This is a genomic window from Algoriphagus marincola DSM 16067, from assembly GCF_000429405.1.
Taxonomy (GTDB): Bacteria; Bacteroidota; Bacteroidia; order Cytophagales; family Cyclobacteriaceae; genus Algoriphagus; species Algoriphagus marincola.
Map to the genome: position 1 here is coordinate 468,296 of NZ_AUBU01000003.1, position 24,618 is coordinate 492,913.

Annotated in this window: 22 protein-coding genes; 11 read left to right on the top strand and 11 right to left on the bottom strand. The window is 40.7% G+C overall.

All coding sequences use genetic code 11. The features are described from left to right. Positions 1 to 3 precede the first annotated feature (3 nt). The 8 genes from G457_RS0107815 to G457_RS0107855 all read left to right on the top strand — a co-directional run bounded on the left by G457_RS0107815 (position 4) and on the right by G457_RS0107855 (position 10,366). On the top strand, positions 4 to 855 hold the full coding sequence (locus tag G457_RS0107815) for a prephenate dehydrogenase (RefSeq protein ID WP_026945975.1): 852 nt from the start codon (positions 4 to 6) through the stop codon (positions 853 to 855). A gap of 242 nt (positions 856 to 1,097) precedes the next feature. Further along, the gene (locus G457_RS21200) at positions 1,098 to 2,093 is read left to right on the top strand and encodes a Kelch repeat-containing protein (protein ID WP_035483407.1); all 996 of its coding nucleotides are present in this window, start codon (positions 1,098 to 1,100) and stop codon (positions 2,091 to 2,093) included. Between the two features lie 103 nt (positions 2,094 to 2,196). After that, the gene (locus G457_RS0107825; RefSeq protein ID WP_026945976.1) at positions 2,197 to 2,412 is read left to right on the top strand and encodes a heavy-metal-associated domain-containing protein; all 216 of its coding nucleotides are present in this window, start codon (positions 2,197 to 2,199) and stop codon (positions 2,410 to 2,412) included. 66 nt (positions 2,413 to 2,478) lie between these two features. Next, positions 2,479 to 2,883, top strand: coding sequence for an HYC_CC_PP family protein (locus G457_RS0107835; protein ID WP_155847105.1), 405 nt, complete (start codon positions 2,479 to 2,481; stop codon positions 2,881 to 2,883). Positions 2,884 to 2,963: 80 nt separating this feature from the next. Then, positions 2,964 to 6,797, top strand: coding sequence for an efflux RND transporter permease subunit (locus G457_RS0107840; protein WP_026945978.1), 3,834 nt, complete (start codon positions 2,964 to 2,966; stop codon positions 6,795 to 6,797). A 4-nt stretch (positions 6,798 to 6,801) separates the two neighbouring features. Beyond that, positions 6,802 to 8,205 (top strand): TolC family protein, encoded by a 1,404-nt coding sequence (locus tag G457_RS22210; protein ID WP_162142693.1) that lies wholly within the window; start codon positions 6,802 to 6,804, stop codon positions 8,203 to 8,205. Between the two features lie 10 nt (positions 8,206 to 8,215). Beyond that, complete coding sequence (locus G457_RS0107850) at positions 8,216 to 9,904, top strand: efflux RND transporter periplasmic adaptor subunit (RefSeq protein ID WP_026945980.1); 1,689 nt, start codon at positions 8,216 to 8,218, stop codon at positions 9,902 to 9,904. A gap of 27 nt (positions 9,905 to 9,931) precedes the next feature. Then, positions 9,932 to 10,366, top strand: coding sequence for a CHY zinc finger protein (locus tag G457_RS0107855; RefSeq protein ID WP_081701398.1), 435 nt, complete (start codon positions 9,932 to 9,934; stop codon positions 10,364 to 10,366). On the opposite strand, the gene rfbB is transcribed toward G457_RS0107855, so the two are convergent. The 5 genes from rfbB to G457_RS0107880 all read right to left on the bottom strand — a co-directional run bounded on the left by rfbB (position 10,367) and on the right by G457_RS0107880 (position 14,622). Next, positions 10,367 to 11,419, bottom strand: coding sequence for a dTDP-glucose 4,6-dehydratase (rfbB, locus tag G457_RS0107860; RefSeq protein ID WP_026945982.1), 1,053 nt, complete (start codon positions 11,417 to 11,419; stop codon positions 10,367 to 10,369). It lies immediately after the preceding gene. A 5-nt stretch (positions 11,420 to 11,424) separates the two neighbouring features. Next, positions 11,425 to 12,477 (bottom strand): NAD-dependent epimerase, encoded by a 1,053-nt coding sequence (locus G457_RS0107865; RefSeq protein ID WP_026945983.1) that lies wholly within the window; start codon positions 12,475 to 12,477, stop codon positions 11,425 to 11,427. A gap of 125 nt (positions 12,478 to 12,602) precedes the next feature. Beyond that, positions 12,603 to 13,769: a glycosyltransferase family 4 protein gene (locus G457_RS0107870; RefSeq protein ID WP_026945984.1), complete on the bottom strand. Its 1,167-nt coding sequence runs from the start codon at positions 13,767 to 13,769 to the stop codon at positions 12,603 to 12,605. A gap of 126 nt (positions 13,770 to 13,895) precedes the next feature. Continuing rightward, positions 13,896 to 14,102, bottom strand: a complete 207-nt coding sequence (locus G457_RS0107875) for a helix-turn-helix transcriptional regulator (protein ID WP_026945985.1) — start codon at positions 14,100 to 14,102, stop codon at positions 13,896 to 13,898. A 100-nt stretch (positions 14,103 to 14,202) separates the two neighbouring features. Next, a complete protein-coding gene (locus G457_RS0107880; protein WP_026945986.1) occupies positions 14,203 to 14,622 on the bottom strand; it encodes a hypothetical protein in 420 nt (139 codons plus the stop codon). A 180-nt stretch (positions 14,623 to 14,802) separates the two neighbouring features. On the opposite strand from G457_RS0107880, the gene proC reads away from it, so the two are divergent. After that, positions 14,803 to 15,603: a pyrroline-5-carboxylate reductase gene (gene proC / locus G457_RS0107885; RefSeq protein ID WP_026945987.1), complete on the top strand. Its 801-nt coding sequence runs from the start codon at positions 14,803 to 14,805 to the stop codon at positions 15,601 to 15,603. Positions 15,604 to 15,944: 341 nt separating this feature from the next. Here the strand turns inward: proC and G457_RS0107890 are convergent, their stop codons facing one another. Continuing rightward, a complete protein-coding gene (locus G457_RS0107890; protein WP_026945988.1) occupies positions 15,945 to 18,218 on the bottom strand; it encodes a TonB-dependent receptor in 2,274 nt (757 codons plus the stop codon). Positions 18,219 to 18,357: 139 nt separating this feature from the next. Between G457_RS0107890 and G457_RS0107895 the strand changes: the two genes are divergently transcribed. Continuing rightward, positions 18,358 to 19,017, top strand: a complete 660-nt coding sequence (locus G457_RS0107895; RefSeq protein WP_026945989.1) for a metal-dependent transcriptional regulator — start codon at positions 18,358 to 18,360, stop codon at positions 19,015 to 19,017. A gap of 1 nt (position 19,018) precedes the next feature. Here the strand turns inward: G457_RS0107895 and arfB are convergent, their stop codons facing one another. Genes arfB through G457_RS0107915 form a run of 4 tightly spaced genes read right to left on the bottom strand, consistent with a single transcriptional unit; the run spans position 19,019 to position 22,116 of the window. After that, positions 19,019 to 19,450 (bottom strand): alternative ribosome rescue aminoacyl-tRNA hydrolase ArfB, encoded by a 432-nt coding sequence (gene arfB / locus G457_RS0107900; protein ID WP_026945990.1) that lies wholly within the window; start codon positions 19,448 to 19,450, stop codon positions 19,019 to 19,021. 4 nt (positions 19,451 to 19,454) lie between these two features. After that, the gene (locus tag G457_RS0107905) at positions 19,455 to 20,171 is read right to left on the bottom strand and encodes a LytR/AlgR family response regulator transcription factor (RefSeq protein WP_026945991.1); all 717 of its coding nucleotides are present in this window, start codon (positions 20,169 to 20,171) and stop codon (positions 19,455 to 19,457) included. Positions 20,172 to 20,174: 3 nt separating this feature from the next. Then, positions 20,175 to 21,236 (bottom strand): sensor histidine kinase, encoded by a 1,062-nt coding sequence (locus tag G457_RS0107910; RefSeq protein WP_162142694.1) that lies wholly within the window; start codon positions 21,234 to 21,236, stop codon positions 20,175 to 20,177. A 7-nt stretch (positions 21,237 to 21,243) separates the two neighbouring features. Continuing rightward, a complete protein-coding gene (locus G457_RS0107915) occupies positions 21,244 to 22,116 on the bottom strand; it encodes a TraB/GumN family protein (protein ID WP_026945993.1) in 873 nt (290 codons plus the stop codon). Positions 22,117 to 22,353: 237 nt separating this feature from the next. Here G457_RS0107915 and G457_RS0107920 point away from each other — a divergent pair, with 237 nt between their 5' ends. Beyond that, positions 22,354 to 23,382, top strand: coding sequence for a sugar phosphate isomerase/epimerase family protein (locus G457_RS0107920; protein ID WP_026945994.1), 1,029 nt, complete (start codon positions 22,354 to 22,356; stop codon positions 23,380 to 23,382). A 59-nt stretch (positions 23,383 to 23,441) separates the two neighbouring features. Here G457_RS0107920 and G457_RS0107925 read toward each other — a convergent pair whose 3' ends face one another. Continuing rightward, positions 23,442 to 24,596: a methionine aminotransferase gene (locus G457_RS0107925; RefSeq protein ID WP_026945995.1), complete on the bottom strand. Its 1,155-nt coding sequence runs from the start codon at positions 24,594 to 24,596 to the stop codon at positions 23,442 to 23,444. Positions 24,597 to 24,618 lie beyond the last annotated feature (22 nt).

Here is a 24,618-nt window from a genome sequence, read left to right on the forward strand (position 1 = left end):
TTTATGAACAAGATTCACATTATCGGATTGGGCCTTTTGGGAGGTTCTTTTGGCCTAGCTGCCCGTCGAAAGTTCCCTGAATTGACTATTACTGGATTCGATATTTCCGAGAAAAACCTCAAGGATGCCGAGGTTTTGGGAATCATTACCGAAGCAAAAGAAAACCCAGATTCTGATACGGATATTATTCTTTTAGCTACTCCTGCCGATAGCTTAGGAGATATTCTGGAAAAAACACTGAATGAAATCGGTGAAAATACGCTTGTAATCGATTTAGGATCCACCAAAAGTAATCTTTGCGCTCTCGCTGGAAAGCATTCGAAGCGGAGGCAATACCTTGCTGGCCACCCTATAGCAGGTACTGAGTACAGTGGACCAAAAGCAGCTTTTGCAGAATTGTTAGACGGAAAAGTCATGATTCTTTGTGAAATGGACAAAACCGATCTTCATCTGAAAGAAAAAGCCTACCAGCTTTTTGAGGCCTTGAACATGAAATTACGCTTCATGGATCCGGAAGAGCATGATCGTCATTTGGCGTTTGTCTCTCACCTGTCCCATGTGAGTTCCTTTATGCTTGGAAAGACTGTCCTTCAGAAAATGGAAGATGATCGGAATATCTTAGACATGGCGGGTTCTGGCTTTGCTTCGACTGTTCGATTGGCAAAATCCAGCCCATCCATGTGGGCTCCAATCTTGACAGAAAATAAGGAGAATATCCTCCAAGCACTTGATGGCTACATCTCCAATCTCTCCAGTATCCGTGATTTGATTGCAAATAATGATGGTGAAAAAATCCACCAAGAACTAGCAGATATCAATAAAATTCGAGACATCTTGGACTTGGGTCGAGGATAAGGAAAAATAGGCTTTAAAAACTGATTTTCAATTATTTATTCAATTTTTGAATAATCAATTATGGATATCCGCTTTCTTACCAGAATTGACAAAAAGTCGGCTTATTGTCTACTGAAAGGATCAGAATCCGGAAGCTTCGGTCTTCGGTCTTCGTTCTTCCAACCAGTCAAGCAAAGTAAATAAGGCAACTGGCATGATTGCGGATAATCATATAATCAATTCTCTACCGAAAACAAAAACCTATGAAAACCGCTCTATTCGTCCTTCTCTTATTTTCTTTTGGCTATGTTACGCTTGGTCAAGAGACCTGGAAAGAAATCCAAGCCAAAGGAGATGCCATGAAACGGCATGAAAACTCCTTTGTGGAATGCAATGGTAAATTTTATGCTTTAGGAGGCCGCGGTGATCGATCAGTGGATGAATTTGATCCTAATACCTCCACTTGGAGCCAAATAGCAGATGCCCCTATGGAAATAAGCCATTTTCAGGCGGTAAGCTTTGAAGATGAAATCTGGGTTTTGGGAGCCATGACCGGGAATTATCCTCACGAACCACCCATTACTCATGCTTGGATTTTCAATCCTGAAACGAAAAATTGGAGAAAAGGACCTGAGTTACCCGCAGGACGCATTAGAGGCTCAGCAGGGGTAGCGGTCAGAGAAGGGAAAATCTATTTAGTCGGCGGCATACAAGATGGACACTACGAGGGGTTTGTTCCTTGGTTTGATGTCTTGGATCCCGAGAAGGGTACTTGGGAAAAACTTCCCGATGCTCCTCGAGCCCGTGACCACGTCAGTGCGGCGATAGTAGGAAATAGATTATATCTTGCAGGAGGTCGAACATCCCATGCAGCTGTAGGCAAAGTTCTGGAAACCACCATCGAAGAAATCGATTACTTTGATTTTGAAACTGGAAAATGGGAGACCATTGATACCACCCTCCCTACTCCAAGAGCTGGAAATTCAAATTTGGGAATTGGCCCCTACTTGGTCATTTTGAATGGAGAAAGTGCTGCGCAGGAATCAGCTCACGCAGAAGTTGAAGTCTTGGATACTAGAAATCATACTTGGAAACTTCTCCCAAAATTGAATCAAGGTAGGCATGGCACAGGGGTGGTATTTTGGGAAGGAAAAATCTATGTAGCTGCGGGATCCGCCAATCGTGGCGGAGGCCCAGAACTCAATACTATCGAAATGATCGACTGGGAAAAAGCAATAAAGGAATCAAATCAACCCTGAATAAGGTTTTGCATTTCTTTTTTCCAAAAACTCGAACAAGTAGAACGATTGCCGGGAACAATTTCGTGACTAATGCCATTTTCTAAGCATTAAAATAATCAAAATGAAAACACTCAAATTCAAAACCAATATCAACTGTAATAACTGCCTCTCCAAAGTAAGCCCAAAGCTTGATGAGGAAACAAAAATCGAATCCTGGGAGGTAGATTTAAATAGCGATGACCGCATCCTCACTGTCAATTCCGAAAGTATTACCAATGAGGAAGTTTTCAAAACTGTGCTGAAAGCAGGTTTTATTGCCAAACCTCTTGAATCTTAAGGTTTTGAGAATATCCATTCAATTTTTTAAAAACCCTATTTCAAAAAAAGTCGTATTTTTGAATTCTTGAAAAGAATTGTATCCATAGCGCTTTCTCTTGTAGTACTTTTTTCCACCATTGGAGTGGCGAAGACTACTCACCTATGCATGGGGCATGCGGTAGAAAGTGAAATCGGTATTTCTCCGAAACATCTGGATTGTGGTATGAATATACCGAAATCATCTGAGGAGTCTTCCTCTGAAGACCCTGAAACTTGTTGCGAAAACGTAGTCGAAAAGCTTCAGGTTGAAGATGATTTTTCAATTCAAAAAGCAGACTTAAAATTTGAAATTAATTTTTTGGCCGCTCTCATACCTGTATTCCTATTAGGTCTAGACTTTTTTGAGGCTCCTTTGTCAGCTGTTGTTTATTTTGATAGTCCGCCCTTACCCACTTCCCTACACATCCTACACCAAGTTTTCTTAATCTAGAATTCATTCCTCCAGCATTTTGCTGTTCTCACAAAACCGCCGTTTTGTACACCTTTTTCTTTTTTCCAAAGGAATGAATCATGCTAAACAAAATCATCAAGTATTTTCTTGAAAATAAACTAGTTACGTTTATTTTCCTGATCATTATAATCGCCTGGGGACTCGTTGTGGCCCCTTTCAATTGGAATATCAATTTCCTTCCTCAAGACCCCGTACCTGTGGATGCGATTCCAGATATTGGGGAAAACCAACAAATCGTATTTACCGAATGGATGGGTCGATCACCTCAGGATGTGGAAGATCAAATCACCTATCCACTCACCACTTCCCTGCTAGGATTGCCGGGGGTAAAAAGTGTTCGATCTAGCTCAGCATTCGGCTTTTCGAGTATCTATATCATTTTTGAGGAGGATATCGAATTTTACTGGAGTAGGTCGAGAGTCCTCGAAAAACTAAATGCCCTCCCTGCAGGGCTTCTTCCTGAGGGTGTTCAGCCGAAACTGGGTCCAGATGCCACTGCCCTAGGGCAGGTCTTTTGGTACACACTGGAAGGTAGGGATGAAAATGGTAATCCAGCGGGCGGTTGGGACCTACATGAATTACGAAGCATACAGGATTATTTTGTTCGCTATTCGCTTTCTGCGGTTTCTGGAGTAGCGGAAGTAGCATCAGTGGGAGGCTATATCAAAGAATACCAAATAGATATTGATCCTACAGCGCTGAAAGCCTATCAGGTAAGCTTGCTCGATGTGATGAATGCAGTCCGGCAATCCAATATCGATGTCTCTGCAAATACCATCGAGGTAAATCGGGTAGATTATTTTATCAGAGGACTAGGCTATGTGGAAGAACTGAGCGATCTCGACCAAGCTGTCGTCAAAACCACAAACAATACCCCCATCCGCATTCGAGACGTGGCCAAAGTCAATATTGGTCCCCAACCAAGAAATATGGGAGGGATTTTGGACAAATCGGGGTCTGAAGCAGTTGGAGGTGTGGTCATTGCCCGTTATGGGGAGAATCCTTTGGCAGTCATCGAATCAGTAAAAGCTGAAATCGACAAACTCTCAGATGGCCTTCCCTCCAAAACGCTTGCTGATGGTGGACTTTCTAAGGTCACCATCGTCCCTTTTTACGATCGGTCAGGATTGATCTATGAAACACTCGGTACGCTTTCAGAAGCAATTTCCCTTCAAATATTGATCACCATTATCGTGGTCGTGGTGATGGTGTACAATTTACGGGCCTCGCTATTAATTTCCGCACTTCTCCCCTTAGCAGTGCTGATGTGCTTTATCATGATGAAGTACACAGGCGTTGATGCCAACATTGTGGCTCTTTCAGGTATTGCCATAGCCATAGGCACCATGGTTGATTTGGGAATTATCCTCAGTGAAAACATTCTTCAAAAACTTGATCAAGCCCCTGAGGGTGAATCTAAGCTTAAAACGATTTTCAATGCTACTACTGAAGTTTCTTCAGCAATTATTACAGCGGTCAGTACCACTATCATCAGTTTTCTTCCAGTTTTCACTCTTCAAGCTGCTGAGGGAAAATTGTTTGGACCTCTAGCCTACACCAAAACCTTTGCATTGGTTGCAGCCTTGATTTTCACTTTGCTGATTATGCCTGCCTTAGCGCATTGGGTATTTGGCAAGAATGCACTCAGCAAAAGGTGGAAGCTTTTTGGAAATGGTTTATTGATCATTTTGGGATTAAGTGTTTTGATTTGGGTATGGGCTTGGGCTGGCTGGGTTTTATTGGCCTTTGGAATAGCCAATTTATTCTTGTACTATTTCCCAAAACAACTAGAAACAAAGCGGGATTGGATTCTGATAGGCATTACAGTCCTAGCTGTTTCCTGGCTACTGACTACTTACTGGATGCCGCTGGGCGTAGGGCTTAGCTCCTTTCCTAATTTCACTTTTATTGGAGTTCTACTAATCCTTGTCGTAGGTGGATTTAGGCTGTTTATCCAGATCTATCCAAAAATTCTAAGTTGGTGTCTTTCGCACAAAAAGCAGTTTTTGATCTTTCCTGCAATTATCATCCTATTAGGAGCCAGTATTTGGTTGGGCTTTGGTCAAGTATTCGGTTTCATCCCGCGAACGTTTGACGCACTTGGCTGGAATATTCGCACGACTAATGTATGGAGTTCAATAGTTCATACTTTTCCAGGTTTAGGTAAAGAGTTTATGCCAGCATTAGACGAGGGATCGTTTTTACTTATGCCTACGTCCATGCCTCATGCTGGAGTTGAAGAAAACCTCGAAACCCTTCAGAAACTCGATATGCTAGTGACAGCTATCCCGGAAGTGGATTTGGTGGTAGGAAAGGCCGGTAGAGCAGAAACTGCCATTGATCCTGCTCCCTTATCCATGTTTGAGAACGTCATCAATTACAAAAGCGAATACTTAATTGATGAAAACGGATACAGACAAAGATTCAAGACGAATGAAAAAGGGCACTTTGTTTTGGAAAATGGTCTTAGCTATGATCCAGACTCCAATGAACCTTCTAGAATAGATTCCAAGCTATTGATCCCTGATCCAAGCGGAAAGTATTTCAGGCAATGGAGAAAGGAGATCAAAAGTCCAGATGACATTTGGAATGAAATAGTAAGGGTCACCAAACTACCAGGCGTCACATTAGCACCAAAACTTCAACCTATTGAAACCCGGCTTGTGATGCTTCAAACCGGGATGCGAGCTCCAATCGGAATCAAGGTATATGGTCCTGATTTAGAGACTATTGAATCATTTGGTCTAAAGTTAGAAAACTACCTGAAAGAGGTTCCTTCTATAAAGGCAGAGTCAGTCTTCGCAGACCGAATTGTGGGAAAACCTTACCTCGAAATTGATATAAACAGAAAGGAGATAGCCCGATATGGAATGAATGTAGCCGATGTGCAAGAATTCATCGAATCAGCCATTGGAGGTAAAATCTTAAGCACGACAGTGGAAGGTAGAGAGCGTTATCCGATTCGGGTCCGGTATGCTCGTGAGTACCGCGACAATCCGGAGGCTTTACATGAAGTATTAATTCCCACTCCATCAGGAAGTTTCATACCCCTTGAGCAATTAGCCGAAATCACTTTCCGAAAAGGACCCGATATGATCCGAGGTGAAAATAGCTTTCTCGTTGGCTATGTACTACTAGATAAAAAAACCGGGTTTGCGGAAGTCAATGTGGTAGAAGACGCTCAAAAATATTTGAAGCAAAAGATTGAATCGGGAGAATTGGTAGTTCCGTCAGGAGTTCGATTCGAATTCTCCGGAAATTATGAAAATCAGGTTCGGGCTGAAAAACGACTTTCTATCGTAGTTCCACTTTCGCTCATCTTAATCTTTTTGATTCTCTATTTCCAGTTTAGGAGAGTTTCCACTGCTTTGATGGTCTTCTCCGGCGTAGCAATGGCCTTCTCAGGTGGATTCTTGATGATTTGGTTATTCGGTCAAAATTGGTTCTTGGACCTAAATCTTGGCGATATCAATCTAAGAGATCTATTTCAGATGAAAAGCTACAATCTTTCTGTAGCCGTTTGGGTAGGTTTTATTGCCCTATTTGGAATAGCTACAGATGATGGGGTTGTCATGGCAACCTATCTGAAACAGAGTTTTGAAAGCAACCAACCCAAAGACATCAATCAGATAAGGGCTGCAGTCATCGAAGCAGGACAACGAAGAGTGCTCCCTTGCCTGATGACCACTGCAACCACTCTTTTGGCATTGATACCCATCTTCACCTCGACGGGTAAAGGCTCGGATATCATGGTGCCAATGGCCATCCCAGCCCTAGGCGGGATGATCTTAGAGCTTACGACAGTTTTTATTGTGCCGACGCTGTATTGCTTATGGGCTGAAAGAAAAATAAAACAAAACAACACGGCTTTTTTCCATGAATCAAATAATTGAAATTATGAAGAATTGGACTAAAAAGAACTTGGACTTTGGAGTTTGGAGAATCCCAAACCCAAAACTCACCCTATTGCTGACTATTTTACTTGCAGTAGTCGGCAATAAGACCATGGCACAAGGCCTGGATGATTATTTAACTCATGCTACAGAAAACAGTCCGCTGTTAAAGGCTAGTTATTCTCAATACTTGGCCAGTAAAGAACGGATCGATCAGCCAGGATTACCAGATCCCGAATTGCAAGTCGGTGTATTTCTTCAGCCTATGGAGCGCTTTATGGGGACGCAGTTAGCAGATTATCGACTCATGCAGTCCTTTCCATGGTTTGGTACTATCAAGGCTCAAAAAAGTGAGGCGGATTTTTCTTCTCAAGCCCAATATCAACTTTTCATGGAAGTTAGAAATGAATTGTTTTTCCAGATAAAGTATACATGGTTTGACTTACATCGCATTCAAGGAGAGATAGATATCACCAAAGAAATTCTCACCTACTTCCATAAATTAGAAGAACTTGCATTGACTGATTTTAAAGCTAGTACTGGTTCAAGACCTAGCCAAACCAGTAAGAATCCCTCAAATTCCAATGGAGAAATAACACAGGAAAAAATGAGCGAAAATAATTCAAGCTCAGGAGGCACAAATGGAATGGCTGAAGTAATCCAAATAAGACTTGAAATCAAGGAGTTGGAAAATCAATTGGCACTGTTGACCTCTAATCAGAATTCTCTCTTCATCAAATTCAACCAATTGATAAATCGGGATATTCAAGATAAAATTGAATTGAACGAAAAGCTCCAACCACCCTTACTTGAGCTCGATAAATATAGTTTGTTGGATAGTATCAAAGAAAAGAATCCGATGATATCCAAATATGAGAATGATGCTTTAGCATACGAACAAAGGGCTAAAATAGCCAAGCTAGAAGGTAACCCTAAGATTGGTCTGGGCATCAACTATTCTCCCTTCCTTCCCCGTGAAAATGATGGTATTGATCATTCAGATCATTCCATGGATATGTTGATGCCCATGGTGACTCTTTCATTACCCATTTTCAGAAATAAGACTGAAGGAAAAATCAATGAGGCTAAATACTTACAAGAGGTAGCAACCCAAAACCAACTTCAAACAGAAAACCTTTTAGCCATACAATGGGCTGAAGCTTTTCAAAACTGGGAAGACGCTACTAGAAGTCTTGAATTATATGACCAGCAAATCGAGTTGGTTCAACAACAAATAAATTTACTTACGACCTCTTTCAGCAATGGCTCGGTGCCGTTTTCCTCTGTTCTGAAATCACAGCTGAAAATCTTGAATTATCAGATAAAGCGGATTGAGGCCATTACCCTACAATATCAGAGCTTGTCCTTATTGGAAAAACTATCTGGAATTAACTTAATCAATACCTAATCTCCCTGTTATGAATAAGCTATTAATTAATAAAATAATATTGGTATTAACCACGCTAACATTAGGTGCTTTCATAGGTTGGTGGATTAAACCGACTGAATCAGGTTCTGTTGAAAATCATGATCATGCGCATGAGTTGGAATCAATTAGCCTATGGACCTGCTCCATGCACCCACAAGTCCAACTTACAGAACCAGGCGATTGCCCTATTTGCGGCATGGACCTGATTCCCGCTAATTCTGAAGGAAATGAAGACAATGAGTCTCCGGTACTGAAAATGACCGAATCATCTATGGCCTTAGCACAGATTCAAACCATCCAAGTGGGATCAACCGGAGGAGAGAGCAAATTAGAGTTGACGGGCAAAATTCAAGCTGACGAAAGGGAATCTGCTTCTATCACTGCAAAATTCCCTGGGAGAATCGAAAGACTTTATGTAAGCTTTACTGGGGAAAAGGTAATCAAAGGTCAAAAACTAGCTTCAATTTATTCTCCAGAGCTACTTTCCGCTCAACAGGAGCTTCTCGAAGCATCAAAAATCAAAAGTGATTTTCCGGAGATTTATCAGGCTGCTAAGCAAAAGCTTCGTCTTTGGAAACTGTCAGAAGAGCAAATTTCATCCATTGAAGTAGCAGGAAAAATACAAGAACAATTCGATGTTTTTGCGGAGCATGGGGGCATCGTGATGGGTCGAAATGTTGCTGTAGGAGACTATATCACTACAGGACAAGCCTTGTTTCAAATTGTGAATTTGGATAAGGTATGGGTAATTCTAGATGCTTATGAAAGTGATCTTGATCAAATCCAAGTGGGGACCCCGATTCAATTTACTGTCGCAGGGATTCCTAATAAGAAGTTTAGCAGTAAGGTTAGCTTTGTGGATCCTGTGATCAACCCTGAAACACGCGTTGCAGCTGTACGCGCAGAGCTTCCAAATGGCCAGGGTAAACTTCTTCCAGAGATGTTTGTAAAGGCGGAAATTTCAAAGAATAGAAATAGTCAGACGACTATATTGGTTCCTCGTACCGCTGTACTTTGGTCAGGAAAAAGATCCGTAGTATACGTCAAGGTTCCGAATCAAAGTCCTGCGGGTTTTGAAATGCGGGAAGTAGAAATCGGAGCACTACAAGGTGACAATTATTCTGTTTTATCGGGACTGGAAAATGGTGAGGAGATAGTAGTAAATGGTGCTTTCACAATTGATGCAGCCTCGCAGCTAGCTGGAAAACCAAGCTTGATGAATCGAACTTCATCGAATCAAGTTGACGTTACGGAGAATTTTTCGAAGGGTTTTAACCAATTGGCTGATTATTATTTTGAGCTCAAAAATCAACTGGCATCCGATCAATGGAAGGTGAATAACAAAATATGGGCAGGAATTCGTAATTCGTTGAAATTGATGGAAAATGAGGGGAAAACCACGATTCAACCTTCGGTATGGCTTGGGGTTTTAAGTGATCTCGAAAAAAGTAAAGGGATTAAAGAAGCAAGGGTTAATTTCAATAATCTTTCTGAATTAATCATAGAGGCCAATGAAACCTATGGATTGGCTAATCGGGTAGTCTATAAAGACTATTGCCCAATGGCTTTTGGTGATGAAGGAGCCTATTGGCTAAGTGAGAAAAAAGAAATTTTAAACCCTTATTTTGGAGCCTCTATGCTAACTTGCGGTGAGGTAAAAGAAACTTACCGAAATTAAACCTCCCCTTTCGAATTCAAATCGTTGATGAGCAGAACACTTCTATTAATCGGTTTTCTATTTTTCTCCATATACAGCTTTGGGCAGTCAAAGGTCCTTTCAGTTTTGCCCGAATCTTCTATCCGAGGAGTTCAGGTATTTGGCAAACCTGTAGACAATCAAACCCGCTGCATTCACTGGCATTCGGATTTAGATATCATTGCCATCAAATTTAAGTGTTGCGATAAATACTACCCATGCTTCAGTTGTCATGAAGAAGAGGCTGACCATGACCATCAAGTTTGGCCAAAAAGTGAGTATGATCAAAAAGCCATTCTTTGCGGAGTTTGCGGGACAGAATTAAGCATCAACGACTATATGTCCTCCAACAATTCCTGTCCAAAATGTCAATCAGCATTCAACCCAGGATGCAGCAAGCATTATCATCTTTACTTTGATGAGGAAAAGAAGGAAAAAGACTGATTACTCTGTATAGTGAGAAGCGTAATAATCCTGATAGGCACCTGAAGTGACATGATCCAACCAGTCTTGATTGGCCAAATACCAATCAATCGTTATTTCGATACCCTCTTCAAATTGTAAGCTTGGCTCCCATCCCAACTCTTTTTGGATTTTAGTAGCATCAATCGCATAGCGAAGGTCATGCCCTGCACGATCTTTCACAAATGTGATTAGTTTTTCTGAAGTACCGCTCGGGCGACCCAGCTTTTCATCCATTTTTTGACAAAGCAATCGAACGATATCAATGTTTTTCCACTCGTTAAACCCACCGATATTATAGGTCTCCCCTGCATTTCCTTTATGGAAAACAGTATCAATTGCCCGTGCATGATCCTTGACAAAAAGCCAATCCCGAACATTCTCTCCTTTTCCATAAACTGGCAAAGGTTTCATATTCTTAATATTGTTGATACAAAGCGGAATTAGCTTCTCCGGAAAATGATTGGGGCCATAGTTGTTTGAGCAGTTGGAAATGACCGTCCGCATCTTATACGTATTCGCATAGACCCTTACAAAGTGATCAGAAGCAGCTTTAGAGGCAGAATAGGGAGATTGAGGATCATAAGCGGTCGTTTCCAAGAAAAAACCTCCGTCATGCAATGATCCATAAACCTCATCGGTAGACACATGATAGAAAAGATGTTCATCCAACTTTTCAGCCCAAGCCTTTTTTGCAGCATTCAGCAAGTTAACCGTTCCAAAAACATTGGTCTTCACAAAAGCCAAAGGATCTGAGATCGAGCGATCCACGTGCGACTCTGCTGCCAGGTGGATGACATCTGTAATTTGATGCGTTTTAAAAACCTCATCTAGCTTTTCTGCATCTTGAATATCCACCTTTACAAAAGTATAATTGGGGGAATTTTCTACTTCCTTCAGGTTCTCAAGGTTACCTGCATAGGTCAGCGCATCCAGATTAATGATTTGATAATCAGGATACTTTTCCACAAAAAGTTTGACAACATGCGAACCGATAAAACCCGCTCCGCCTGTGATTAAAATATTCTTACTCATAAATTCTATTTCTTGTAATAATCTAAATACCAATCAGTAAAGGCTTTCACACCATCTTCAATAGGAGTATTGGGCTTATAGCCAGTATCTCGGATTAAATCTTCCACGTCCGCGTGAGAAGCTGGAACATCTCCGGGTTGCAGTGGAAGTAATTCCATGGTTGCCTTCTTTCCAAGCCCCTTTTCAATGGCATGAATGTAATCCATCAGTAGAACAGGTGAAGAGTTCCCAATATTGTAAACCTTATACGGTGCTTTTCCGCTTCCCGGATCTGGGTTTTGGGAGTCAAAATCAGGATTTGGACGGGCAGGTCGATCGGCTACTTTGAGTACACCCTCTACGATATCATCTACAAAGGTGAAGTCTCGTTTCATCTTCCCATAGTTGAAAACCTGAATAGGTTTATCTTCCAGAATGGCTTTGGTAAAAAGAAAAAGCGCCATATCTGGTCGTCCCCAAGGCCCATATACTGTAAAAAAGCGCAGTCCAGTTGTAGGAATCCCAAATAGATGACTGTAAGTATGAGCCATCAATTCATTGGATTTTTTCGAAGCAGCGTAAAGCGAAATAGGATGGTCGACTGGATCTGAGGTCGAAAAAGGCATTTTCTCATTCGATCCATAGACCGAACTAGAAGATGCGTAAACTAAGTGCTTGACCGGGTGAAATCTACAGCATTCGAGGATATTCAAAAATGCGATAATATTACTTTGCACATATACCTCAGGATGCGTCAAAGAATATCTAACTCCCGCTTGTGCTGCTAGATGGATGACAACATCAAATTTTTCGCTGCCAAATAAATCCATCAAAGGCTCTTTCTGAGCCAAATCCATTCTGACAAAACTAAAATTTGAAAATTTTTCTGATTCTAATTTTTGGTTGGCTTCAAGATTATTTTTTTGAATTCCCAAAAAATCCAATCGATCGAATTTCAGATTTATATCGTAGTAATCATTGATTATATCTAAGCCTACAACGGTGTCTCCGCGCTCCACAAGGGCTTTAGAGACATGAAAACCAACAAATCCGGCTGCACCGGTGACTAAATATTTCATTTTAAATTCACTTGCTAATCAAAGGTTCCATTTGGTTGAAGCATTCTTGTAGGTTCAAGATATTTTCTGATTAACCAAATATTCCAAAATCTTAAGTTTAAAGGGCTCTTTCGGTCAAATATAAACTATTCCATCTTATCAGCCTCTTGGATTAGGCGCTCATAGTTAGAAAAAATCTCTGCATGGACTTTCCTTCTGTCATAATTTGCAATCACCTCCTGATATAAAGCATCGGCCATAGCCAACATTCTATCCCGTTTTACATAGGCAAATTCCATCGCCTCTTTCAGAATTTCTATATTTCCTAACGGAAAAATCAAGCCTGTTTTTTGCTGAATGACTAAATCGGTATTACCGATAATATCGGAGCAAATAATAGGAAGTTGCATCGCAGCCGCTTCCAAAAGTACATTCGGAAAGCCTTCCCGATGAGAAGGATGAACCAAAACATCTGCCAAAGCCATATAATGAGCTACATGATCCGACCAGTCAATCTGCGTGATGCGTGGATGATCATTGATCTGCTGAATGGTATCGGGACTCAAGGGATTGAGGTCTTGTTCAAAGCTACCAAGTAATACCAGTTTGGCACGGTTGACAATCTTTGAACTTAAGAATGCTGACACCAATTCCTCTATGCCTTTATCCTTGACCAATCGACCAACAGCCAAGATGATAAAATCATCCTCACCTGGCATAATTCGCATGGTTGCGGCTACCAAATGATTCTCTTTCAGCACATTCCTGTTGTACTTTTCCAAATCAACTCCGTTGGAAGAGCCTTTAGCGATTACGCGAAGCTTTTTTGACTCACAGAGATTATTCTCCTCCACAAATTTCTTAAGCCCCAAAGAATTTGGCCATACTTCCGAAGCGTTAGAATACGTCCACTTTTCGGCATTTTCCAAAAGGCTTTTTTTGTTGCCAGTGGCAGCCATGGCAGGAATTCCTGCGAGTGTGTGAATTCGAATTTTGACTCCAGCCAGATTAGCTGCAATCATCCCAAGGAGACCTGCTTTCGGAGTATGCGTATGAACGATATCAGGTTGCTCTTTTTTGAAAAGCCTGTAAAGTTTCCAGATACAAGAAAGGTCATCGAAGGGTGTGATTCTACGGGTAAAAGGAATTACCTCATGTCTAACTCCCTCTGCCCTTTCAATATGTGGAATTTCTTTCCCGTCGGCACTGACCATTATTACCTCCCAACCCTTTTCCTTCATGTAGGCCATTTGGCCTTGAAGGAGCAGTTTGAGTGAAAGTGGTACAGTTGTAATCCGAATGAGTTTGGGCATATCCAAAAGTCTGATAAAAATGCAAATGTAAGATAATCGACAAATAAAGCGATCCAAAGTGCCATTCTTATGGCATTCGATCTTAGAGTAACGAATGAAAAAACCTAAAATTTCATTACGTCACAATCATTCAAAGTCTAAATCCTCTAATTGAAAAACCGCTTCCACTGGCAATTCAAAGACTTTGGCGATCTTGAGTGCTAAAACAGTAGAAGGGACATATTTACCTGCTTCAATTGAATTAATAGTTTGGCGGGAGACAGCCACTTTATCAGCTAAGTCTTGCTGTGTCAAATTATGGCGAGCTCTCTCAATTTTTATAGTATTTTTCATAATTCACACTTGAAAAGGCACACTATTAATTCAGCGAATGGAGATATTCCTATCCAATTGAGTTTGGAAAATCCATGAAGTGATGAAGTCTGCATGGGCATTAGTTTTCCTTTTTGGATTGATACACTTGGACCTGAAATGCAGCATAGATGTATAAATTCAAAAGGAAAAGCACCAAATAAGCTGTAAACATCTCGGATGTCAGCCTATCAAAGCGCAGGTAATTGATCAACATCAGTGCTCCTAAGCCCCAAATAAGCCAGAAAAATCCCGTCTGAAAGGCCTGCAATCGGAAGCTTTGAATCATTTCATCCTCTACCTTTTCACGGGTGAGATTTAATATCCCAAAGCCTATCGCCCAAAACCCATAAATAATTTGAGCTGCCTCGTTTGGATCTGTATCTGGATTAGAAAATGCCAAACCTATCACCAAAAGGATTGGAAGTGGGAAAAAGAGATAAGCAAACTTTTTCCAGGCAGTTGGCAAAAGCGGAACAGTGAGAAAAGATCTATTATTCATAAGTCAAATATTTTTTACCAAATGTAAAACAAACTTTACTTTTTGTCAAAATATCTTTCCTAATATTTTTAAAAAATTAAAGTTTAAATAAGATTAGCACCGAATATTTATGCTTTTTAAAAAAAAGGAGGACAAATCTTTACCTTTATTCAATCAAACAGATAAAAAATTAACGTTTTTATGATAAGCAGAACAAAAATCACAATCATAGGATGTGGCAATCTTGGGACCTCCATTGCAAGGGGCTTGCTATCCATACCAGGTTTTCCAGCGAAAAATCTGACACTCACCAAACGAAATACAAGCTCTTTAAAAGAATTTGAAAATCAGGGTGTACATACTTTATCGAATAATTTAGAAGCAGTTAAAAGCAGCCAGATTGTAATCCTGGGTGTCAAACCTTACAACATCCCTTCAATATTGCAGGAAATCAAACCGGGCCTAGATGAAATAAATCAAATGATTGTATCCCTAGCAACCGGAGTGACTTTGGATGAAATTCTAGAAAATATTAATCCAACCAGCCCGACTTTTCGAGCCATGCCTAATATCGCTGCTGATATTCAGGAATCCATTACCTGTATTTGTTCCAAGAATACGAACTCCCAGCAAGAGCAATTGGTAAAAGAACTTTTCGATTCTATCGGTCAGACTATCACGATTGATGAAAGCCTAATGGAAGCAGCTACTGTCCTTGGTGCCTGCGGAATAGCTTACGTTCTACGATTTATGCGAGCGATGATTCAAGGTGGAATACAAATCGGTTTTGATGCTAAAACAGCCAGTCAAATCGTAAATCAGACTGTAAAGGGGGCCGCCCAGCTAATGATTCAAAAAAATATGCATCCTGAGGAAGCGATTGATAAGGTCACCACTCCAAAGGGATGTACTATCGTAGGGCTAAATGAAATGGAGCATCAAGGATTCAGTTCTGCCATGGTAAGAGGTGTCTTGGCCAGTTACGAAAAAATTGAGAAATAAAAGTTTAACTGAGTTCAAAAAAATTAACGCTTTGATAATTTATTGGCTTGGAAGGGCCTGAGGCCCTTCGCAATCGATTTAAAATAAAAAAATCCAATTTTTTATTTTATAAATCATAAATATTTTATTGTAAACCAATAAGAGATTGTTTTTCTTTTAAATATTTTTACTAGTTTTGTCTCGGGTGATAAACAACTTTTGCTATTCCTTTTTGAAAGAAACGACTTTTAAAGGAAGGACTGTTTGGTACTTTTTATTCCTTCCTTTTCATATAAATTCTGCTCATTCTGGCTCCGGTTTGGTGACCGGAGTTAGTTTTTGAAGCCTGACTGATTCAATTTTTAATCGAGTATTGTAAAGCGAGCCCCTAGAAATCCTCTTATTCCTTGATTCGGAGCAAACATGTATGACGGATCAAATGTCAAAGCATTAGGGTTTCCTGGAGTAGGAATCACGCTTCCATCCTCTGCAAAGTCCACTCCCCTATCAAATGGATCAAATGCACGGGCAATACTATTGGCCGGAGGTAAAAAATTCAAAAGATTTTTTACACCGCCATAAATCTCCCATCGCTTTCCAATCGGTTTTGTGGCTTGGATGTTTTGAATACTAAACCAAGGAGAATACTCTGGACGAGGATCCAATTCTCCCAATAATGGTAATCGCATCGGGCCGTATACGTTTCCGGTGTAATCAATTTTCAAACCTATTCTTGAGAAACTATAGGCAATATTCCACACCCCAGAAAACCGCTCTGCCAAAATCTGACGCTCAGTAATTCCTTCCTCAGTAAGTGTTACGTCCAAGAATGTCGCACCAATATTTCCCTCCAACCCACTGGGTAAAGCGAAGTTTGTGGTCAAAGAAACTCCTTGGGAAACCGAATGCCCATCAAGATTTGAGTAAATGATCTGATTAGGATTGGTTTCATAATCAGGGATAATCCGATTCGTGAAATAAGTGTAAAAGGCCGAGGCATCTAGACTCAAAAAGGCTCCAGAATTAGTATAGAACTTCTTTACCAAATTCGCATTCGTATTCCAGGATCGCTCTGGCTGGAGCTCTTCTTCGAAAATCACATCTCTTGCTCCAGTCAACGCTGCATGATCTTCGGTAAACACATTTGCCACGCGGAATCCATTCCCCGCCGAAAGTCGAAATATTAAACTTTGATCAGAGGAAGATACTTTGAAATTTGCGCGAGGCGAAAATATAGGCCCATGAACCGAATTGTAATCAACGCGGGCTCCTAAAAGAAGGCTTTTATTTTTACCTACCTGAATTTCATCCTGGACAAACGCCCCTGGAAGATGAATTTCAGATGGCAAATTCTGATCTAATCCTGCACTTGCAGTAGCGGGAGTATTGTCATCGTAGTAGGTGTAGCGATAAGCAAGACCTGAAAGGAGTTGGTGATTACCTAGGGACTTGGTCCAAGTCAATTGACCAAAGGCAATTTTCTGATCCCCCAGGTAAAGCATATCTCCGTATACCGAATTTTGATTATGTCCATTGGCAGAAAACTGAAAGTTCAGATTTTCAATGGTTGGAAGTTCATAATTTCCAAAAAGCTCCCAGCGACTCGTGTAAATGCTTTCTCCGTAGATCTCGTCACCACCTCGAAATTCTGGTGTCCAATTCATTTCTCCTCCCCAGCGATCTTCATAGAGGTACCTTAAGGCTACATTAAACTCCTTTCTGTTTTTTCGATCTACGCGAAATTTTTGAAAAAGTGAAATACGCTTTGAAAGAGTCACATCTGTCATCCCGTCCTCATTGTTGTCAATTGGATTATCATACTGAAAAATATTAACCCCAGTCATAGAATGAACACGTTCACCAATCTTTGTTTTAAGACCCAGGTCCAGATTGACCTCCCCCCAACTCGTCCCAAAAGCATCTACTGAAACGATGGGCGCCAGTTCCGCGCGCTTAGTAATGATATTAATCAATCCACCCACAGCTTCTGAACCGTATAGCGTCGATGCCGGGCCTTTGACCACCTCGATTCGATCAATCAAAGATTGTGGTATTCCTGTCAAACCATAAACAGTCGCCAATCCACTCACAATCGGCATCCCATCGATCAATACCATGGTATAAGGCCCTTCCAAACCATTAATATGAATGTCTCCCGTATTACAAATATTACAATTGATCTGAGGGCGGACTCCATTAATAGTCTGAAGTGATTCAAATATGGACGGTGTTGGATTGGCTTTGAAGAATCCATCCTTGTAAACCTCAATAGGAACAGGACTATTCGATCTGGAAACTTCCTGTAGCGTTCCGCTGACTACAACTTCTTCCAGACTTGTATCTAATGCCTGAAGTGAAATCACAAGTTCTTCCTTAGAGGGAATTGTCCAATCCTCCACAGATTTCCGATAGCCCATCATAGAAACCTCTACCCGATAAGTGCCAGGGAGCAGATCATCTAACAAGAAATATCCAGCACTATCAGTCATAGTTCCCTTACCTAGCTCAGGTAGATAGACAGAAGCAAATTCAAGCGGCTTATCTGCTTGAACTACTCTCCCCGAAAGACTCCCTTGGGCGAAAGCTCCAAATGAGGAAAAAAACATAAGAACTAAGAAACTGTATAGCTTTTTCATAATTAATGCAACATTGTTGCAATTATAAGAATTTTTCGTTTTAAATCGGTAATTAGATATGCAAATATATTTTGTTAGATTATTCTAACAAATTTGATTTGAAAGTATTTTTAAAAATATTTGAGAAAAATAAGATTCCATGGCATCTATCACAGAGGAAAACTATCTAAAAGCCCTATTCAACTTATCTAATAATCAGGGAGAGGCAAGTATCTCTGATTTGGCTAATCAACTGGGCGTCAGTATGCCTACTGCTAATAGCATGGTAAAGACCCTTCAGAAACAGGGATTGTGCAAGTATGAAAAGTACAAGCCTGTGATTTTGACCGAGCAGGGAAAAAAAGCTGCCGCTTTAATCATTCGAAAGCACCGGCTTACAGAAATGTTTTTAGTCAATAAAATGGGCTTTGGCTGGGAAGAGGTCCATGAAATTGCGGAGCAAGTAGAGCATATTCATGCACCGAAATTCTTTGAGCGAATGGACGAAATGATGGGCTTTCCGACCGTAGACCCGCATGGTTCTCCTATTCCGGACAAGCAGGGAAGAATACAAGAACTGCATTTAAAAAGTCTGAGTGAAGCAGTGCCCGGCCAAGAAGCAGTAATCGCTGCTCTATCTGACTCTTCAGCGGAATTTTTGGCTTATCTTAATTCTCGCCAACTGAGTCTCGGTACAGAATTGAAGATTCTTTCAAAAGAATCCTTTGACCAGAGTATGACGGTAGCTTATGGTGAAAAGGAGCGGGAATCGCTCAGTCAGAAAGTATGCGAAAAACTTCTAATCAGGATTTTTGATTGATCTAATAATCTTTACTCCAACCCCTACCCGACTTCTTTTCAGCTTTTATCTTCTTGGCTTTCAGTCGCTTTTCGATAGCTGCCTTGCTCGGTTTTGTTGCTTTTCTAACCTTCTTTTTTGCAAAGGACTTGCGAAGTAGGTCATAAAACTTTCGAATGACCAAGTCCTTATTTTGAATTTGGGACCGCTTATCCTGTGCTGTCAGGTGAAGAATTCCTTCTTGGTCGATTTTATTTGCAGCTTTTTTGGCGAGAATTTCTTTTTCCTCCTCAGTTAGCACCTCGGATGAATTTACAGCAAAAAGCAATTCGACCTTTGTCTCTACCTTGTTGACGTTTTGACCACCAGGTCCTGAGCTTCTAGAAGTTTTAAATTGAAACTCCTTTTCAAAAACTCCTGAACTTATCCGTTGATTGAGTTTTGAATTTATCATTCCTCTAAATACCGGTCAAATCTCTAAATCTTACACTCTGTCTCTGACTCAAATCAATTTGATGTCCCGAATTCAAATGAATCATCAGCGTACTATTAAAATAAGGTTCTATTTTTTTCACGAAATCCAAATTGAAGATGAATTGCCTATTTGCTCTGAAAAAAAGATCCTCAGGGAGCCTTTCCTCTAGATATGAAAGCGATTTATGCAACAAAGGTTTCTGATCTTCGAAATGAACCCGCACATAGTTTCCGACACTTTCCAGAAGAAAAATCTTATGGACAGCCACAAAATAACAGGAGTCTCCATCCTTAATAAAAATCTTTTTGTCCAAAGAAAGTTTTTGGGAGGGACCTTGCTCCGATTCTGAGTTTAGGAGAAAACGTCTAATGGCATCCTGAAGTCTCTGTGGATTGACCGGCTTTAGCAGATAATCTAAGGCATTAATCTCGAAGGCCTTGATAGCGTATTGATCATAGGCCGTCACGAAAATCACTTGATTTACAGAGTTTAGAGATTCTAAAAACTGAAAACCATCCATCCCTGGCATATTAATATCCAAAATAATAAGGTCTGGATTTAGGTCATTACATTCTCTCACTGCCTCTTCTACACGGGCACTTTTGCCGATCACCTTCAATTCAGAAAAGGGCTTCAGCATTACCTCCATCTCCTGTAAGGCGAGCAATTCGTCATCAACTAGATAAACTGTTTTTTGCATTACTCAAATATTTGGAATCAATATTCTAGCCTCAATCTCTTCTTTAGCATTCCTGACCAATTCAAAGGAAGCATCATTACCATATAGTGCTTGTAATCGCTTAGTCACATTTTTTAAACCGATCCCAAATGTTTGCTTTCCATCCAAGCTACCAGGGTTTGTAACCATAATCCTCAAATTCCCTTTTCGCTTTTGACAGACCACCCTTACCTTACCTCCATCGGGAACCTGACTTATTCCATGCTTGATTGCATTCTCAGCAAGGGTCAAAACCATGGCAGGAGGAATTTTGAGCTCCATGGTATCCTCCTCTAGCTGGATTTCTAATTCCAACCTATCCCCAAACCTAATTTTTTCTAACTCCAAATATTTTTGAACTTCATTCATTTCATCTTGAATGGCTATCAAAGTCACCCGCTCATAGTTCAAAGAGAATCTCAAGAGCTCTGAAAGTTTGATGATTCCATCTCTGGCCTTTTCCTGATCGATCAAAACCAAAGCTTTGATGGAATTCAATGAATTGAATAAAAAGTGGGGATTAAGTTGATTTTTCAGAAGTTCAAGTTCTGCTGATTTGGCAGCATTCTCTAAGATGAGCTTTTGTTCCTTTACGTATTGATTCTGTTTCATGATGTGATACAGATAATAAATCACTACCCAACCCATCACGTACCTTCCAAGATTCATCACCTGCCCAAAAAAGCTGATCCAGAACTCCCTTTTTGAAAAGTCATCTGGATTGGTAAATACAGTCATTGGAACATATAGAAAAAAGGTCATCAAAAATGAAATTACCAAAACATCAAAAACTCCCTTGATCCAAATCCGCGATAGATCTTTTTCAAAGATTGATTTCGGTATAAACCATTTTTTGTAGAAATGAGAAACCAAAACCCCTAAACTTGCCATTACAAGAAACTGGAAAAAATATTCCCACTGAAACTGTCCAAAAATAAAAAAGGTATAATTGACCGTCTCCACAAAAACTATGGAACTCCAGCCTAGAACCTGAAACACCCAATATAATTGCGTATGGTTAAGTTTTACTGGAGTTCCTCTCAGCATATTCATTTTACTTCACAGCCTCTACTTTGTACCCAGCTTTCTCAAGTAAGCTTATCACACCGTTTTCTCCACCGAGATGTCCCGCACCTACCGCAAAAAAGGTTGCTTCTTCCTTCATGAGATTTTCCATATCATCAATCCATTCTTCATTTCTGTCATCTAGCATGATCTCCGCAAAATCCCCGGTCATAGTGCCTGATTCAGCTATCATTTTATACAATTGATCCAAATCTTCGGCCTGATAGGCTTCAATTATTTTGGCAAACTCCTTTTGTGTATAATCCTCGGTAACCATTTTACCCAACTCATCTAGCTGATAATCAATGGGGATCTGATCAAAAACCTGCATCTGAAATTCAACCGTTTCTAAGCCCAAAATCTCCTTTTGCTGTTCAGTTGCTAGATTGGTAAAAAACAGCTCATAGCTTTCAATCTGCTCACAAGGAAGCTGCTTCAGCATAATCATGCTCGAAAGCACAAATGGCTTAAGCACTCCAAACTGGGAGATATTAGCACCATAATTTTCCATCAAAAACTTATTCAGAGCCTCTTTATATTCTTCCTTGATCTGAGGTTCGAGGTTTTTCATTCCGGCATTTAGCGAAAGTTGCTGCATTTTCTGCTGCATCGTAGGATCATCCATATCGAGCTCCATCACAAGCTGATCAGTATTTTCAAAGGCCTCTTTGATTCTATCATCCATCATAAACTGATCAGGACAGATCAAATGAATGGTACCAAACAGATAAGAATCTTCAACTAGTCCATTCCCACTAATCTTCCACAGGAGACTTTTCTCCGACTGAGCATGCGTAGTTAAGCCTGCTGAAATCACCAGCAGGAGAACCAATAGCCATTGTGATAAATTAAATTTCTTCATGATTTTAAGGTTTTATTGATCCTAAGCTAGAAACAAGCGAATAAAAACCTGCAAAAAACTTTTCAATCGCATAAAATCAGCTGTTCAGCTAAGAAAAAACCTGCTGAATAACACCGACTTTCTAGACTAATTGAAAAATTAATTAAAAAATACGTAAGAAAAATTCTGAATTTCGTTTCTATTCATTTAAATTGACACAATAGAAAGCCAAACTTGCTCTCAAACCTATTATTACAAATGAAAAACAGAAGGGAATTTCTCGTAAAATCTGCAATTGGAGTGGCCTCACTTGTGGTAGCTCCGGGATTATTGAAGGGTGCACCAGCAATAATTAAAAGCTGGAACAAGCCCGATAGTCGAATCAATGGCGTACAAATCGGCTGTATCACCTATTCCTTTCGATCTCTTCCTGACCAAAGCGCAGAAGCTACTCTAAAGTATGTCGTTGACAGTGGAATTTCAGCAATCGAATTGATGGGAGATCCAGTGGAGAGTTTTGCCGGAATGCCTCAGGCTAATTTTGATCGCAGGAAAGCCTGGCAACTTGGCCGGAAAGCTAGAGCCGGAGAAAATTTGACCGAAGATGAGCAAAAAGAGTTGAAGGATATCCAATCGGAGGCAGACGCTTATTCAAAAGCTGTGGCTGATTGGAGAGCAAGTGCCGATATGGCTCCATTTGAAAAGCTTCGAAAGATGTACAAGGATGCAGGTGTAAGCATTTATGCCTTCAAGCCCAGTGCTTTCGGCCCTAATAATACCGATGCAGAAATCGCCTATGGAATGAAAGCAGCGAGAGCTTTGGGAGCTTCTCATGTCACGCTAGAGCATCCATCTAATGATGCGCATACACTCAAGCTGGGCAAAATGGGCGAGCAAAATAAATTGTCTGTAGCCTATCATGGTCATGAGCAGCAAACTTTTGACTTTTGGGACACCGCCTTGGCTCAGAGCCCAAACAATGCACTAAATCTAGATATGGGTCACTATATCGCTGCAGGACACCAAGATCTTTTTCCACTGATTGAAAAAAACCATCAGCGGATTCTCAGTATGCATACCAAGGACAGGCAGACACCTGAGCATGGTAATGGAAATGTAGCTTGGGGGACTGGAGACACTCCGATTGGAGATGTTTTGAAAATGATGCAAAAAAACAAATACAAATTTCCAGCTACGATCGAATTGGAATATCAAGTTCCTGAAAATTCAGATCCTGTCTCTGAAGTACAAAAATGTTTGGAATTTTGTAGAAAGTCTTTGGCCTGATTCCTTGAAAAACAGGAACTTAACACAGCCTGCCGGCAGCGGAAACGTTGCCGGTTTTTTTATAGAATTCGTTTCAAACCCTCCAATCTTCCTAGTGCCTCCTGCAACTCAGAATCTTCTTTTGCAAAGCAAAATCGAATAAACTTATGGTCCTGCCCATTGTGATAAAATGCCGAAACGGGGATGCAGGCAACTTTGAGCTCTTTTGTCATACGCTCCGCCAATTCCTTATCTGAGATATCTGATAGGTGACCATAGGAGGCCATCTGAAAAAAGCTTCCTTGCGCAGGACTAAATTCCAAGCCTGTTGTTTTTAATCCCTGGCAGAAAAAATCCCGCTTTTTCTGATAGAATTCAGAAACTGATTCATAATTAGATGGAGTCTTCAGGTATTCTGCCAAGGCATATTGGATTGGCGTCACCGTGCTGAAAGTGACAAATTGATGAATCTTCCGAAACTCCTCCATCAGTTCTGGTGGGGCGATGCAAAACCCTACTTTCCATCCTGTCACATGAAAGGTTTTGCCAAATGATCCGCATACGAATGACTTTTCCCTCAACTCTTCATGTCCTATGAGAGACAGATGCTTTCTCTCATCAAAAGTGATATGCTCATATACTTCGTCGCTGATCACAAAGATATTTCGATCCCTTATCAGTTGGGCCAAATGATCCAAATCCGAAGAAGACCAAACATAGCCGGAAGGATTGTGAGGAGTGTTGATTACGATTGCCTTGGTTTTAAAAGTCACGGAGGAAATAACCCTTTCCCAATCGATTGAAAAATCGCCTTTTTTCAAAGGAATATGAATGGGAATTCCACCACTGAGGAGAATTGCAGGCTCATAGCTATCATAAGCAGGCTCCAAAATCAAGACTTCGTCTCCAGGCTTAACCACCGCTGTGATCGCACAAAAAATAGCCTCGGTAGCCCCTGAAACTATACTAATTTCAGTTTCTGGATTAGGTCTATATGCATGGCAAAGTTCTGTTTTGGCTGATAGCACATCTCGGAGGGCGGGAACGCCCGACATCGGAGCATATTGATTAAACCCTTCTCTTGTGTACTTGGCTACCAACTCCAAGAGCACTGGATCGGAATCAAAGCCTGGAAAGCCTTGAGATAAATTGATAGCATTATGATCTTTGGCCATTTGAGACATGACCGTAAATATGGTGGTACCTACGTGGGGTAATTTTGATCGAAGGGGCATGAATTAAATTTATGCTACAGAA